At 51.0% G+C, this 14,789-nt stretch carries 12 protein-coding genes; 5 read left to right on the top strand and 7 right to left on the bottom strand.

Annotated features, from left to right (window positions below; genetic code table 11):
- Nucleotides 1-56: 56 nt before the first annotated feature.
- Both VGN67_RS09305 and VGN67_RS09300 read right to left on the bottom strand, forming a co-directional pair.
- Nucleotides 57-2,177, bottom strand: a complete 2,121-nt coding sequence (locus VGN67_RS09305) for a PQQ-binding-like beta-propeller repeat protein (protein ID WP_327486535.1) — start codon at nt 2,175-2,177, stop codon at nt 57-59.
- Nucleotides 2,178-2,243: 66 nt separating this feature from the next.
- Nucleotides 2,244-2,666 (bottom strand): cytochrome B, encoded by a 423-nt coding sequence (locus VGN67_RS09300; RefSeq protein ID WP_327486534.1) that lies wholly within the window; start codon nt 2,664-2,666, stop codon nt 2,244-2,246.
- Nucleotides 2,667-2,838: 172 nt separating this feature from the next.
- On the opposite strand from VGN67_RS09300, the gene VGN67_RS09295 reads away from it, so the two are divergent.
- The 5 genes from VGN67_RS09295 (at nt 2,839) to VGN67_RS09275 (ending at nt 9,905) form a co-directional block, all read left to right on the top strand.
- Complete coding sequence (locus VGN67_RS09295; RefSeq protein WP_327486533.1) at nt 2,839-3,141, top strand: DUF4286 family protein; 303 nt, start codon at nt 2,839-2,841, stop codon at nt 3,139-3,141.
- A gap of 247 nt (nt 3,142-3,388) precedes the next feature.
- A complete protein-coding gene (hpf, locus tag VGN67_RS09290; protein ID WP_327486532.1) occupies nt 3,389-3,763 on the top strand; it encodes a ribosome hibernation-promoting factor, HPF/YfiA family in 375 nt (124 codons plus the stop codon).
- Nucleotides 3,764-4,032: 269 nt separating this feature from the next.
- Nucleotides 4,033-5,238 (top strand): hypothetical protein, encoded by a 1,206-nt coding sequence (locus VGN67_RS09285; RefSeq protein ID WP_327486531.1) that lies wholly within the window; start codon nt 4,033-4,035, stop codon nt 5,236-5,238.
- 431 nt (nt 5,239-5,669) lie between these two features.
- Nucleotides 5,670-6,752: an efflux RND transporter periplasmic adaptor subunit gene (locus VGN67_RS09280; protein ID WP_327486530.1), complete on the top strand. Its 1,083-nt coding sequence runs from the start codon at nt 5,670-5,672 to the stop codon at nt 6,750-6,752.
- Between the two features lie 39 nt (nt 6,753-6,791).
- Entirely contained in the window at nt 6,792-9,905 is a 3,114-nt protein-coding gene (locus tag VGN67_RS09275) for an efflux RND transporter permease subunit (RefSeq protein ID WP_327486529.1), read from the top strand.
- Nucleotides 9,906-9,998: 93 nt separating this feature from the next.
- On the opposite strand, the gene VGN67_RS09270 is transcribed toward VGN67_RS09275, so the two are convergent.
- The 5 genes from VGN67_RS09270 to lipA all read right to left on the bottom strand — a co-directional run bounded on the left by VGN67_RS09270 (nt 9,999) and on the right by lipA (nt 14,789).
- Nucleotides 9,999-10,895 carry an MBL fold metallo-hydrolase gene (locus VGN67_RS09270; protein ID WP_327486528.1) on the bottom strand — a complete coding sequence of 299 codons (897 nt, stop codon included), beginning with the start codon at nt 10,893-10,895 and terminating at the stop codon, nt 9,999-10,001.
- 129 nt (nt 10,896-11,024) lie between these two features.
- Complete coding sequence (gene metK, locus VGN67_RS09265) at nt 11,025-12,305, bottom strand: methionine adenosyltransferase (protein ID WP_327486527.1); 1,281 nt, start codon at nt 12,303-12,305, stop codon at nt 11,025-11,027.
- 27 nt (nt 12,306-12,332) lie between these two features.
- Entirely contained in the window at nt 12,333-12,545 is a 213-nt protein-coding gene (locus VGN67_RS09260) for a hypothetical protein (RefSeq protein WP_327486526.1), read from the bottom strand.
- Between the two features lie 70 nt (nt 12,546-12,615).
- A complete protein-coding gene (locus VGN67_RS09255) occupies nt 12,616-13,776 on the bottom strand; it encodes a lycopene cyclase family protein (RefSeq protein ID WP_327486525.1) in 1,161 nt (386 codons plus the stop codon).
- A 134-nt stretch (nt 13,777-13,910) separates the two neighbouring features.
- Nucleotides 13,911-14,789, bottom strand: a complete 879-nt coding sequence (lipA, locus tag VGN67_RS09250; protein ID WP_327486524.1) for a lipoyl synthase — start codon at nt 14,787-14,789, stop codon at nt 13,911-13,913.

Below are 14,789 nucleotides of genomic sequence, written 5' to 3'. Positions count from 1 at the left end.
GGCCGAAGAAAAAAAGAGAATCCCGATCAGTGCGACAAGGATTCTCTTTTTAGTGGCTATGGCAGCGCAAAGGCTACGTAACTCTCGCCCTTAGGCGTCCCCAGCTTGGTACCTCCGCAGGCAATAACTATATACTGCTTCCCATTGGCCTCGTACACGGCCGGAGTAGCAAAGCCCGCGGCGGGTAGTTTGGTTTCGTAAAGTACCTTACCGGTCTTTTTGTCAAAGGCCCTGAACATACCGTCTTTGGTAGCGGCTATAAACAATACGCCCCCGGCTGTCACTACGGGGCCGCCGTAGTTTTCGGTACCCGTTTGCGGTATTCCTTTTGCGGTCAATTCTTTAAATTCACCCAATACTACCTTCCACAAGTACTCGCCGGTGTTGAGGTTAATGGCACTAAGCTGCCCCCAGGGCGGGCTGATGGCCGGATAGCCGTTCTTGTCCAGAAACTTGTTGTAGCCGTCCATTTTGTAGGGGAGCGGAAACTGGCTGGCGTGTACCGGAGCACCACCTACTTCCTTCTTTTCCTGCTCAAATAAAAAGTCAATCAGTACCTGCCGTTCCTCTTCTTTCAGGTGAGAAAAACCGGGCATCATGCCTTTGCCCCCCTTTACAATAGCGTGGGCCGTAGCCTGATCGCGACGGGCGTTAATGCCTTTGAGCGAAGGGTACCCGCTGGCCGGATTGCCCTGTAGTTCGGGACCGTGGCAGTTGGCGCAGTTGAGAGTATATACCCTGTGGCCAGGCGTTAGTCCGGTCAGGGCATCGGCTTTGGGTACTTCCTCCATCTTCATCACCCAGGCCATTTCGTTGGAGTTGACGTAGAGAATACCCGTTTCAGTGTCGTAGGCCGGGCCGCCCCATTCACCGCCACCGTCAAAGCCGGGGAATATGAGGGTACCTTGCTCGCTGGGTAGCTCAAACTGATTCTTATGCCGTATTTTTTTGAGCCGGGCCAGCAGTTCCTCCCGGTTTTCGGCAAAGGGGCTGATGTCGTTGTCGCCGATGGTTTGGCGGGAAAAGGGGGCGGGCTTCTGGGGTACGGGTTGCGTTGCCCACGGTTTTTCACCGGGTAGGCCGTTGGTAGGTACGGGTACTTCCTTGATCGGGAACAGCGATTCACCCGTAACGCGGTCAAATACAAACACAAAGCCCGACTTGGTGATTTGGGCTACGGCATCAATCACTTTGTTGTTACGCCTGATCTGTACCAGCGTTGGAGCCGAAGGCAGGTCGCGGTCCCATACATCGTGGTGGATGACCTGGTAGTGCCACTTGTGCTTGCCGGTAGCGGCATCCAGCGCCAGCAGGCAGTTGGCGTACAGGTTTTTGCCGGGGCGGTTGCCACCGTAGAAGTCATAACCCGCCGAGCCGGTAGGTACATATATAATGCCCCGCGCCCGGTCAATGGCCATACCGGCCCAGTTGTTGGCGGCACCCACATCGGTATTTTTCCAGTTTTCCTTGCCCCAGGTTTCGTAACCCGGCTCACCCGGGTGCGGAATGGTCCGGAAAGTCCAGGCCAGCTTGCCGGTTTTAACGTTAAAGGCCCGTACGTGGCCCGGTGCGGCATCCGGCCCTTCCGACAGCCGCACGGGCATGACAATAAGATCTTTATATATAGTACCTGGCGTATTGGAGCAGATAAACTTGTTCTGGGCTATTTCGGGCAGTCCCAGGCGCAGGCTTACGCGCCCGCCTTCCCCGAACGACCCGATCATCTGGCCGGTGCGGGCGTCCAGTGCGTACAGCCAGGGGCCAGCTGTAAAAAGTATACGCTTATCGTCACCCTCGGCCCAGTAGGTAACGCCGCGGCTGGTGTTGTACCACTGCGGGTCGCGCGAGTCGGCAAAGCGCCACTTTTCCCGGCCCGTGGCAGCGTCCAGCGCGAATACCTGCACCGAAGCCGTTGTAGCGTACAAAACGCCGTCTACCACTATGGGGTTGCACTGTATCTGTCCGGAGGTGTCGCGGGTATGGTACTCCCAGGCTACCCGCAGGTTCTGGACGTTGTCAGGAGTAATTTGTTTGAGGGGAGAGTAGTGCGTCCGCTCCGGCCCGCCCAGGTACTCCGGCCACTCGTTGGACAAGTCTGCGAGTTTGGTGAAATTTAACAGCAAGGCGCTTACAGCTGTGCACGCGCCCAGAGCCAGTACCGAAATTGATTTTTTCATACAAAGAAAAGAGCCACTTTTATCTCTAAAAGTGGCTTCATGGGGTTAAATACTCACGATGTCTTTTCAGAACCAGCCGGCTCCCAGGTCGCGGAAGGGCCAGGGAATTGCCACCAATATGATGATCAGGGCCATGGCGAAGAAGTACAGAACGGTACGGTGCTTAATGGGGCCCTCGGTCTTGCGCGAGCGAACCCTGCCTACGGTAATTAACACTACTGCCAGCAGCATCATGAGCGAATGCTCTACGGTGAAGAACCGGTAGAGGCGCTCACTCATCATTCCGAATTCCACCTTAGGGCTTATGACGTACAGAATTATCCCGAGCAGTAGCTGGATATGGGTAGCAATCAGGGCGAAAGAATACATCTTGCTATCGTCGGTGTCAGCCTTCTGCCACTTGGAGTAGGCAGTGCCGATAGCGGCCAGCAGGAGGACCAGAACCACGTAGCGAAGTCCGGAGTGGGCGTGTAAAAGACCGTTATACATAGAAAACAGAGTTATAACTGTAAGGATGGTGGTTGTTGATTGTACTTACAAATAAAAGGAAAATTACGGAACCTACTGCTATTTATATCCTCAGTCAACCCCGATGAAACAAATTTTGTTGCCGCTCCGTTGGGTAAGCAGGGAGGTACTTTCCTTCTGAATACCAAGTACCATGATTCTGTACAACATCACGATAAGTATCCTTCACGAAGCCGAGCAGGAGTGGCTCAAGTGGATGAAAACCGTCCACATACCCCAGGCAATGGCGACCGGGCTACCCGTCGAAAACCGTCTGCTGCGTCTGCTGATGGAACTTGATAACGGGGGGGCAACCTACACCTGCCAGTACTACTTCAGTTCCATGGCCGATTATGATATCTTTCAGGCTGTGTACCAGCCCCGGCTTCAGCAGCAGCACCATGATCGCTACAAAGAGCGGTACGTGGAGTTCCGCACCTTACTGGAAGAAGCTTAAATTTTTTTCAGAGTGCCTGACAGCCTCTGAGGGGTGATTTGTAAAAAAAGCCTCCTTTCGGCCTTGACTTATCCCGGTTTATTAGTTAGATTTATTCTACCGATTTCGTCATCTGGCAGTTGGCCCGGCGCGCGTAGCGGTTCGGCAACCCGGGTACCGGAGGGCCGAACCGCTATTTTATCCCCGGCCGTACCTACCGGAGGCAAATCGGTGGTAATCAATGTTTCACCTTAAATTTTGAGTGCTTATGAGACTGCAGATGCGTGCTGTTCACTTTGATGCTGATCAGAAACTTTTATCTTTCATTCAGCAGAAAATGGATAAACTGGATACGTTCTATGATCGTATTACGAGTGGGGAAGTGATTCTGAAACTGGATAAAAACGAAAAAGCTAAAGTACATACAAAACTCCTGGAAGTGAAGCTTTACGTCCCCGGTGGTAGGATGTTTGTGAAAGAGCAGGGAAGTACCTTTGAAGAAGCGACTGATCTGGCCCTGGAGGCGTTAAAAATGCAGGTGAAAAAATATAAAAATAAACGCAAGGATGGACGAGCGCCCAAGCTCACAGAAATGGCTCAGGCGGAGCGGGAAAGTGAAGAAACGGATATGGAAGAAATCTGATTTGTAGACATAACTTATATAACAAGAAGGCAGCTCATTCACATGAGCTGCCTTCTTGCGTTTGGAGTACCCGGATGAATGATTTTAGAAGTGAACTAAAAGCTGGCACAGTTATTTAAAAATCAGAAGTTAATGCGATCCTCAGAAGGGCTCACATTTGGTATCCCAGGCGGATACAATTCTAACCCACTATTAGTGCGAATAGTAAAACCCAAATTATCTTGTAAAGGTACCTTAGGTAATTTCCTTTGCTTAAAAAGTAATGCACTATGTCTCTGTATGTATCCAGGCCTTCGTCGCAAGTCAGCCGCTTCTACGACTACATCGAACACTTTACTCAGACCCGCTTCTGGCAACTGAAGCTGTCCCTGGTTTTATTCGGGTTTGTGTTGCTGACAACCTACCCCAACTACCTGGATATTCTCATTGACCCCGCTCCCCGTACTACCTTTTCCTACTTTTTTGATAAGGTTGCTTCACCCCTGTCACCGGTAACGGGTGTGCAGGAAATAACCCATGGGGCCAAAATAGCTTTCCGGCTCACGGTACCCCTGCTGGCTAAACTGATGAATATTGGCTTTACAGCTACCGGCAAAGACCTGGTGCTGGTGTTTCTGCTGCAATCCCTGTTGCTGTTCCCTTTTTTGCTGATGCTCATCCGTTTACTGAACCGCTATATGGACTCCGTAAGTACGGTACTACTGGTGGGCGCCTGTGCGTCTACGTATATAGCAAAGGCGTTTTTCTGGGATTACCACTGCTGGTTTGATGGCTATGCGTATTTCTTCCTGCTGGGTGGTATGTTCTTTCGGCCCCGGTGGCTGGTGTTCACCTCCCTGCTGCTAGCCTGCTGGACCGACGAGCGTGCTGTTATTGCATTGGGGGGTATATACCTGTTTCACTGCCTGCGCGAGCGCGATTTTGAACTAAGTTCTTTTAAAGAGCTTTTGCCACAGCGGCCCCTTTTCCATACCTCAGCTATTGTGCTGCTGGTGGGAATAACCTACGTTCTGGGCCGGTGGAGTTTGGGCTATTTTTACGGATTAAATACCCCCGCCGGAGAGAATGTAGGAGTAAGTCTCTCCCTGATGCCTTTTCAAATCAAACACCGGCTAATAGGCCTCCTGTTTACATTTGAAGGCCTTTGGATAGTATTCGCGCTGGCTATACTGGTACTCCGGGAGCAGCGAAACCGGTTTTTATCCAATATGTTTTTATTGGGTATGTTTTTACACGCCCTTGTCGCTTATAGTGTGTATGATATTTCCCGTAGTCTGGCTTATGCTTTCCCGCTGGTCATTATTGCGGCTATACTTTTCAGCAAGTACTATGCACACAACAAGAAGCAGATCATGATGCTCGTGATGCTCAGTTGCGTACTTATCCCGACCCACTACGTGGTGTATTATATTGTTCAAATCCCTTGGACGCTATTATCCTTCGAAGAGTTCAGCCTGATTTTCAAACACTTTTAAGTTTTGAGAATTACAAGCTAAGTAAGGGACGGCCGGATTACCTGCCGTCCCTTATTGTATGTCTAGGGGTCAGGTTTCCGGTTCCTGCTTTTTCTTTCAGGTTAGACATGAAAATAGTAGTAGTATAGATAGATGCTCCACCTTTTTGTCTTCTATACATACAGAAAGGGAAGGTCTGTTTTAGTAATGAACCCAAAAAAGTGTAAATGGAAATATTTCATGAGTTGAGTTCATCAGAGAGGAGAGGTACCAGGCGCGAATAAATTATTATAGCCCCGAATTCTAGAATTTCTGTTTGTTTTTTTTAGGTTTACATAAACTTTATTCTGAGAATTCTGATTATTTCCTAATAAAAGTTTCAGGTTAAAAAGTTGGATTTAAGTAACAATTGCTGAATAATCATTGATATAGTACTTTAAGATTAAGCTGGTATGCGTACAATTATATTGGTAGGTGGAGTCATTGCCCTGCTGACACTGGGGAAAGTATTCTTTTTTGCCAAACCTAATACTGAAAAAGCAGCAGGTGGGGGAGCAGTGGCGACTGGTAAAGAGGGGGGGGGAAATAAGGCCGGGGCGGCCGTACCGGTCAATGTGTATCTGACGAAGCTGGAGACGGTGGAAAATACCCTCTTTGCCTCGGGTACGATAGTACCTAACGAAGAGGTAGATCTGAAGGCTGAAATATCGGGCAGGTTAATTAACCTTAATATCCGGGAAGGCAGCTTCGTACAGAAAGGACAGCTAATCGCCAAGATCAACGATAAGGATTTGAGAGCGCAGCTGGCAAAAGTGGAGTACAACGAAGAACTGGCTAAACGCATTGAGGCGCGGCAGAAGAAACTACTGGATATAGAAGCCATCAGCCGCGAAGAGTACGAAATTACGGCCAATAACATACGGACCATTGGAGCCGATAAGGAGGTGATACTGGCGCAGCTGGAAAAAACCGAAATACGTGCGCCCTTCAGCGGTACCATTGGCTTGAAGAACATCAGCGAAGGTGCTTTTCTGTCGCCGGGTACCTCGGTAGTTACGCTGGTACAGACCAATCCGGTAAAGATTGATTTCAATATTCCCGAAAAATATACCCGGTATGTACGCTTAGGTAGTCAGGTCAGGTTGAATCTGGACGGAGATAACGCCAACTATTCGGCCCGGGTAGTAGCCGTGGACCCCAAGGTGGACGCCGAACTCCGAACCTTGCGGGTAAGGGCGGTGTCCCAGAACCCCGGCAACCGGTACGTACCCGGTATGTTCGTGAAGGTACAGGCCAGTCTGGAAGGTAATAATAACGCCATTATGATTCCTACGGAGGCCATCGTTCCCGTCCTGAAAGGTAAAAAGGTATTTGTGGTAAAGAATGGAAAAGCGCAGGAAGCCATGGTCACTACAGGGCTGCGCACCGACCAGCGGATTCAGATTACAGACGGCCTGCAGCCGGGCGACTCGCTGATTGTGTCGGGAATTATGGCCCTGAAGGCCAACTCACCCGTGAAAGTGAAAATGTTATAACCCGCGTCTAATCCGGCCGATCTTTAACTACTACCTGTTATGAGTATCTCTACGATCTCCATAAAGCGCCCGGTGCTGGCCATTGTGATGAACCTGCTCATCATCCTGTTCGGCTTTTTGGGCTTTAAGTACCTGGGTATGCGGGAGTTTCCTTCCATTGACCCACCCGTTGTGTCGGTTCGGACCAGTTATACCGGGGCCAATGCGGATATAATTGAGTCGCAGATAACCGAACCCCTCGAGAAGCAACTGAATAGTATTGAAGGTATCAAGACCATCAGTTCTACCAGCAGTCAGGGCGTCAGCCAGATTACCGTCGAGTTTGACATTGGGGCCAACATGGAGCGGGCCGCCAACGACGTACGCGACAAGGTAGGTTCGGCTGCGCGTTCGCTACCCCTGGATATTGACGGGCCTCCTATAGTGAGCAAAGCCGACGCTAACTCGGAACCGATCGTTGTACTGACGTTTCAAAGCCAGACCCGCTCCCACCTGGAAGTAAGCGACTACGCCGAAAACGTAATAGCCCAGCGCCTCCAGACCATTAATGGTGTCAGTGATATTCGCATATTCGGGCAAAAGAAGTACGCCATGCGGGTATGGATGGACCCCAGCAAAATGGCCGCTCTGGGTATCACCACGCAGGATGTAAAAAGAGCGCTGGACCGGGAAAATGTAGAGCTGCCGAGCGGGAAAATAGCCGGTGACAATACGGAGCTGACGGTAAAGACCATCGGTCGTTTCCGGACGGAGGAGGACTTCAATGAAATGATCGTCAGGAATACCGCTACCCAGACTATCCACCTCAAAGACATCGGCCATGCGGAACTGGGCCCCGAAGTAGAAGAAACTATTCTGCGGCTTAACAACGTACCCATGATCGGCCTGGCCATAACGCCGATGCCCGGCTCTAACTACCTCGAAATTTCTGAGGAAGTAAACAAACGGCTGATTGATATTAAGAAAGAGCTGCCCGCCGATTACGAACTGGATACGCTCATTGATAATACCATTTTTGTCAAACGCTCCATTGAAGAGGTGGGCGAAACGCTGCTGATTGCCATCGTACTGGTGGTACTTATTATCTACCTGTTTTTCCGCGACTGGCTGGTGGCTTTCCGGCCCCTTATTGATATACCGGTGTCGTTGGTAGGTACCTTCTTTATCATGTACCTGATGGGTTTCTCCATTAATGTACTCACCCTGCTGGCCATAGTACTGGCTACCGGACTGGTAGTAGACGACGGTATCGTAGTTACGGAGAATATATTCAAGAAGATAGAGCAGGGCATGAGTCCGATTGAGGCGGCTATCAAAGGTTCCAATGAGATTATATTCGCGGTACTCTCCACTTCCATTACACTGGCTTCGGTGTTTTTACCGGTGATATTTATGCAGGGTTTCGTGGGTAAGCTTTTCCGGGAATTTGGTATCGTTATTTCGGCGGCAGTACTTATTTCGGCCTTTGTATCGCTGACCCTGACGCCCATGCTGAACGCCTACCTCAACCGTAAATCGCAAAAGCGCAGCTGGTTTTATGAAAAGACAGAGCCGTTCTTCGAACGTCTTACCACCAACTACGGCAACGCCCTGGCCAGCTTTCTGCGGGTGCGCTGGGTGGCCCTTCCGCTCATTGCGCTGACGCTGGGTATGATCTGGTTTTTTGGCAAAGGACTACAGTCAGAACTGGCCCCCCTCGACGACCGTAACTGGTTCCGGCTACAGATGACTACCCCGGAGGGCTCTTCCTACGAATTCATGGACAACTACGTGCAGAGCGTAAGTCAGATGCTGATGGACTCCATGCCCGGTAAGAAAGGGATTATGCTCGTGACGTCACCCAATGGCTTTGGCTTGGGCGCCTCCAATACGGGCAACGGCCGCATAGCCCTCTTAGACCGAAAGGAAAGGAATATGTCGCAGCAGGAGATTGCCGACTGGATCACCAAGCGCCTCAAGCAGCTACCCGACGCCAAGGCGTTTGTGGTGCAGCAGCAGACTATCGCCGTGGATTCGCGCGGGGGACTACCCGTTCAGTACGTTATACAGGCACCGGATTTTGAAAAACTGCGCGAGTACCTGCCCCGGTTCATGGAGGAAGTAGGCAGCGACCCTACCTTTGCGGTAACCGACGTAAACCTCAAATTCAGCAAGCCCGAGCTACAGATCCTGATTGACCGCGAAAAGGCCAAGTCGGTTGGGGTGTCGGTGGCGGATGTTGCCCAAACCATGCAACTGGCTTTTGCGGGGCAGCGGTTTGGGTACTTCACCATGAACGGACGACAGTACCAGGTGGTAGGCCAGTATGACCGGGCCAACCGCGACGAGCCACTGGACCTGAAAAGTATGTTTGTAAAAAATAGCCAGGGTACCCTGGTGCAGTTGGACAACATTGTCAAAACAGAAGAGGAAAGCAGCCCGCCCCAGTTGTTCCATTACAACCGCTACATGAGCGCTACGGTGCAGGCTTCGCTGGCTCCCGGCAAAACCATTGGAGACGGCATCGAGGCCATGGACAAGGTGCGGGATAAACTCAACGACGAAACTATCCATACCTCCCTCAGCGGAGCCTCCCGTGACTATGATGAAAGTTCATCCAATACGCTGTTCTCTTTCTTCCTGGCTCTAATCCTGATTTATTTTATTCTGGCTGCCCAGTTTGAAAGTTTTGTTGATCCTTTCATTATCATGATTACGGTGCCGCTGGCGATCGGGGGGGCGGTATTTGCGCTCTGGTACTTCAACCAGACCCTGAATATTTTCAGCCAGATCGGGATGATCATGCTCATCGGGCTGGTGACCAAAAACGGTATCCTGATCGTGGAGTTTGCCAACCAACTGCGGGAGCAGGGCAGAAATGTTAAAGAAGCCGCGCTGGAAGCCGCTACCCTGCGCTTCCGGCCTATTCTGATGACCAGCCTGGCTACTATACTGGGCGCTATGCCCATTGCGCTGGCGCTGGGATCGGCGGGTAAGAGCCGCATGTCCATGGGAATTGTAATTATGGGCGGGCTGGCTTTTTCGCTGGTACTAACGCTTTACGTAATTCCGGCCATGTACACCTTCCTGTCGCGCCACAAGAACTTCGACCGGATGCGGGAGATAGAGAGACTGTCGCAAGAGACACAAACCGAAGAAGTGGAGTTGATATAAACCTCACCCCTCCGCCCCTCTCCTCAAAGGAGAGGGGTACTTTTTCCTTTTAGGAGAAGGGACGGGTGTGGGTGCCGCATGGAGTGAGGTTTATCAGGCAGATAGCTCGTCATAAGCGGCACCTATGCTGCGTTCAATACCTTGTCCCTGCATGTAGGTTACACCTGGTACACTGGTTGCTTTCAGTACCTCTTCCTTGGACTTGCCCGCTTTTATCTCACTATTTACAAAGGTTATCAGCTTTTCAAGGTAGTCTTTGAACAGTTTTATCTCCTCCTTACTGCCGGTTACTTTTTCGGGATCAAAGGCGTGACCAAAGACAAAGAGAGTCTTGTTGTCAAAAGTTAATAAGGTTTTATCCAGTACTTTTACCCAACTCACCACACTGGCGCCGGCGGTCATGTCCACAAAAGGATAGCGACCATTGAACAGCAGGTCGCCCATGTGGGCGACGTTGGCATTTTCAAAATGAATAATACTATCGCCGTTGGTATGGCCGGGTCCAAAGTAGTGCATCCGGATGCTCTCGCCGCCTACCTTCTGCTTCCAGCTGTCGGTAAAGGTGAGATCCGGGAAAAGCTGCTTCTCTACCGAATTTTGCTTCTGAGCCGTGTCTTTCTGATTCTTGAGGGAATTCTGGTGCGCTACAACGTGCTCCGCTACTCCTTTAAAAGCAATATTACCCCCGGAGTGGTCGCCGTGGTGATGGGTATTGAGCAGGTACTTAACGGGCTTGTCGGACCGCTCTTTCAGGGCGGCAATCAGGTGTTGCGACTGCTCTGGAAACTGCGAGTCTACCACGACCATTCCCTGCTTGTTGATCAGGTAAGCAATAGTACCTCCGCGCTCAGTAAAAATGCCCACGCCGCCACGCAGGTCTTTCATTTTGTAGGGGTCTTCGGCCAGGATACCCGCCAGGAGTTCTTTACCGGTAAGCAGGGTAGCGCCCAGGCTGAGGGCGGTAGTCTGAATAAAATGTCGTCGCTGCATGGGGAAGAAGTGAAAAATGAAAAGTTAAAAACGAAAAACTACGGAATTTAAAAGCACATATAGGTACTTAACAACGAAGGCCACTCAAAGTTGAGCGGCCTTCGTTGTAATTCTTTTTAAGCAAATGGATTATACGCCAAAAGTTTCCTTGATCTGATCTACAAAGTCGAGTTTTTCCCAGGTGAACAACTCAACCTCTACCTTTTTTTCTGAACCGTCGGCGGCTTTGAAGCTTTTTGTTACTACTTCATTCCGGCGGCCCATGTGGCCATAGGCGGCAGTTTCGGAGTAGATAGGGTTACGGAGCTTCAGGCGCTGCTCGATGGCGTAAGGGCGCATATCGAAGATCTCCCCAATTTTCTGGGCAATTTCTCCGTCGGTCAGGGATACCTTGGCGGTACCTTTTGTATCCACGAACAAACCGCAGGGCTTGGCAACTCCAATGGCGTACGATACCTGCACCAGTACTTCGTCGCAAAGGCCGGCGGCCACCATATTTTTGGCAACGTGGCGGGTGGCGTAGGCGGCGGAGCGGTCTACTTTGGAAGGATCTTTACCTGAGAAGGCACCACCCCCGTGGGCTCCTTTGCCCCCGTAGGTATCCACGATAATCTTACGACCGGTCAGACCAGTGTCGCCGTGAGGACCACCAATCACAAACTTACCGGTAGGATTAATATAGTAGGTAATGTCACCGGTGAATAATTTCTGCAGCTCGGGGGTCAGGCGCTCCTTAATCCGCGGAATAACAATGTTGATCACATCTTCCTTGATTTTTGCGAGCATGTCCTCTTCGCTGTCGAAGTCGTCGTGCTGAGTAGAGACCACAATGGTATCAATGCGTTGCGGAACGTGGTTGTCGCTGTACTCAATCGTTACCTGTGACTTGGAGTCGGGACGCAGGTAGGACATAAGTTCCGGCTCGTTGTTACGAATATCCGAAAGCTCTCTCAGAATATTATGAGCCAGGTCCAGCGCCAGCGGCATGTAGTTTTCGGTTTCGCGGGTAGCGTAGCCGAACATCATGCCCTGGTCACCCGCTCCCTGAGCGTTGGCTTTCGCTTCAAAGTCTTCGTTCTCCACCTTACGATCTACACCCTGGTTAATATCAGCGCTCTGGTCGTGAATAGCCGAAAGTACCCCGCACGAGTTAGCCTCAAACATGTACTCGCTTTTGGTGTAGCCAATTTTACGAATTACCTCCCGGGCAATCTTCTGTACATCCAGGTAGGTGTTGGTTTTTACTTCGCCGGCCAGTACCACCTGTCCGGTAGTAACGAGGGTTTCGCAGGCTACTTTACTGTTGGTGTCCCAGGCCAGGAAGTTATCAATGAGCGCATCCGAAATCTGGTCGGCTACTTTGTCCGGGTGTCCTTCCGAGACCGACTCCGACGTAAATAGGTAAGGCATAAAGTATAGATTATTGTAGTGATGTAATTAAACAGATACTGATTTGAGTACTAACGGCAACCGGAGCAGAGCAGAAGTGAACGTAGTTTGACCTTTGCGAATGGCTGGCAGAGGCCCGCATCGTTCATGACCACCGTGACGCTCTGACTTAAGCAGTGGCTCGGTTGGCGCTCCGTCAGGCGGCGTACCGTCGGGCGGCGTACCGTCGGGCGGCGCTTCCGCCGAAGCTTCTGGATGCACGTGTGCAAAATTGAATTTTTTCAGGAATATAACCAAGAGTTATAGGGTAATTAAGCTGGATTATTCTGATTTAGATCCGCTTTACAAGCGCATGGATCATTCCGCGGGTAAAAGCCACCAACGGAACAGTAGACATTATACGAAGATCGTCCACCAGGCGGGTATCTTCGTCCAGAAACGCCAGCAACCGGGGGGTAGGATTTCGTTTGTAAAGCCGGGTGAATACATTTTTGCCGGGGTGGCGGCCGTAAAGGAGTACATTGAGAAAAGTACTGTCCATGAGCCCTTTAAAAAATTGACGAATGGTTTTTTTCTGCCGTAGCGGAACCCCCGCCGTCAGGAGCTGACCTACCAGGAGTTGGGTGGAGCGTTGGGTACGGCTAAAGGCATAGCCGGTAGAAGCCTTGACGTAACCGCCCGTAGTACCAATCCGGATTACGTACTTAAGGTTCTTGTCATCCGCGGGTTCGTCGGTCATGGGTATTACCCCAAACTCTTCGTCTTCAATGGAAAAATCCTCAATCTTCAGGTAGTCGCGGATGTAGGTATGAAGTTCGGCGTCGTACTCGGCGGGCTGCAGTAGCTTATCCGAAAACAGTGTATACTCGACCAGCGCCCGGTGGGTATCAATGGGCAGCACATAGCCAAAGCGTACACCCACTCCGTTTTGCTCCACGCGGTAGTCCATCATAGTGGGGCAGGAAGGATCAAAAGCTGCCTGGGGGGTAGTTATTTCCCATCCCTTAAAGTGCTGGAGCATATTGTGGCGCTGGGGATTGTCGAGTTTGAGCGGAGTGACGCTGTCAAATACGTAGTCGGCCATGAACTGTCCTTCGTCAGTAATGACAAAGCCGCCGTTGGCCGTGTCCCGGATTCGTTCAATAGTAGCCGTCAGAAAAGTAATATTGGGATTGGTACGCAGGTCGGTCAGGACAAAATTGTAGAAGTCAATACCCCGAATCCACTTGTAGGAATAGTCGCCCAGATCCAGAGCTTTGGCAAAGCCTTTGGCCCCGTAAAAGTACACTTGTTTCCAGCTCCGGAAGACGATCGGGTCGAAGGCATGGTTGTCGCCTTTTTCCCAGAAGCACCAGGTACGGTCGTTTTTAGTTTTAGCTTCTTTATCAATAATCAGGATAGATTTATTCCGTAAAATAGATTGATTGATATAGTAAGCCAGGCTCAAACCGGCCAGTCCGCTCCCTGCTATTATGTAGTCATATCGTTTCATGAAGCCCCCTTCCCCAGGGAGGAGTAGTAGTTTGTGATGAATATAAAGAAAAAGGCCTTGCCATGGATAGACAAGGCCCTTGTTATTACAACCTTTAAAATTCTGCGGATGTTTTAATTAACGGGCTTTCGGACCTAAACCGGCACGTTTACGTGGCGCTCGGCATGGTAGCTGGATCGCACCAGCGGCCCTGACTCTACGTACTTAAGGCCGCGTTGCAAGCCTTCTTCCCGGTACCGGTCAAATAGCTCCGGCGTAATCCATTCAATTACTTCATGGTGCATTTTGGTAGGCTGCAGGTACTGCCCCAGGGTCAGGATGTCCAGCCCGTGCGCCACCAGGTCGTCCATGGCTTTAAACACTTCTTCGCGCGTTTCGCCCAGGCCCAGCATTATCCCCGACTTGGTACGCTGACCAAAGTCCTTGGTCCGGCGGATTTGCTCGAGGCTGCGGGCGTACTTAGCCTGTGGGCGCACGCCCCGGTACAACCTTTCCACGGTTTCCATATTGTGCGAAACTACTTCCTGTCCGGCTTCTATCATGCGGGTCAGGGCGTCCCAATTCCCTTTTACGTCGGGTATAAGCGTTTCGATGGTGGTAGTGGGGCTCATTTCTTTTACCATCCTGACGGTCTGGTACCATATCTCCGCGCCCCGGTCTTTCAGTTCATCCCGATTTACCGAAGTAAGTACCGCGTGCTTTACGCCCATGAGCTTAATGGCTTCGGCTACGCGGCGGGGTTCGTCCACATCGTACTCGTTGGGGCGGCCCGTGGCCACGGCACAGAAGCTACAGCTACGGGTACACACATTGCCCAGAATCATGAAGGTAGCGGTACCGGCACCCCAGCATTCGCCCATATTGGGACAGCTTCCGCTTTCACAGATCGTATGTAGCTTGTAGGTATCCACAAGCTGCCGCACCCGCAGGAAGTCAGGTCCGGAAGGTAGCTTTACGCGCAGCCAGTCGGGACGTTTCTTGCGTTCAGAGGGTATTACAGGTAATTCAATCAT

It is taken from the genome of Telluribacter sp. (assembly GCF_035998675.1).
In the GTDB taxonomy this organism is placed as follows: Bacteria; Bacteroidota; Bacteroidia; order Cytophagales; family Spirosomataceae; genus Telluribacter.
Note: the sequence above shows the minus strand (reverse complement) of the source record. Positions and strands in the feature narration are given on the sequence as shown.

Coding starts and splice junctions, on each gene's coding strand:
- VGN67_RS09285 (WP_327486531.1), top strand. CDS start 4,033: ATGTCTCTGTATGTATCCAGGCCTTCGTCGCAAGTCAGCCGCTTCTAC.
- lipA (WP_327486524.1), bottom strand. CDS start 14,789: ATGATTGAATTACCTGTAATACCCTCTGAACGCAAGAAACGTCCCGAC.
- metK (WP_327486527.1), bottom strand. CDS start 12,305: ATGCCTTACCTATTTACGTCGGAGTCGGTCTCGGAAGGACACCCGGAC.
- VGN67_RS09275 (WP_327486529.1), top strand. CDS start 6,792: ATGAGTATCTCTACGATCTCCATAAAGCGCCCGGTGCTGGCCATTGTG.
- VGN67_RS09255 (WP_327486525.1), bottom strand. CDS start 13,776: ATGAAACGATATGACTACATAATAGCAGGGAGCGGACTGGCCGGTTTG.
- VGN67_RS09295 (WP_327486533.1), top strand. CDS start 2,839: ATGATTCTGTACAACATCACGATAAGTATCCTTCACGAAGCCGAGCAG.
- VGN67_RS09300 (WP_327486534.1), bottom strand. CDS start 2,666: ATGTATAACGGTCTTTTACACGCCCACTCCGGACTTCGCTACGTGGTT.
- VGN67_RS09305 (WP_327486535.1), bottom strand. CDS start 2,177: ATGAAAAAATCAATTTCGGTACTGGCTCTGGGCGCGTGCACAGCTGTA.
- hpf (WP_327486532.1), top strand. CDS start 3,389: ATGAGACTGCAGATGCGTGCTGTTCACTTTGATGCTGATCAGAAACTT.
- VGN67_RS09280 (WP_327486530.1), top strand. CDS start 5,670: ATGCGTACAATTATATTGGTAGGTGGAGTCATTGCCCTGCTGACACTG.
- VGN67_RS09270 (WP_327486528.1), bottom strand. CDS start 10,895: ATGCAGCGACGACATTTTATTCAGACTACCGCCCTCAGCCTGGGCGCT.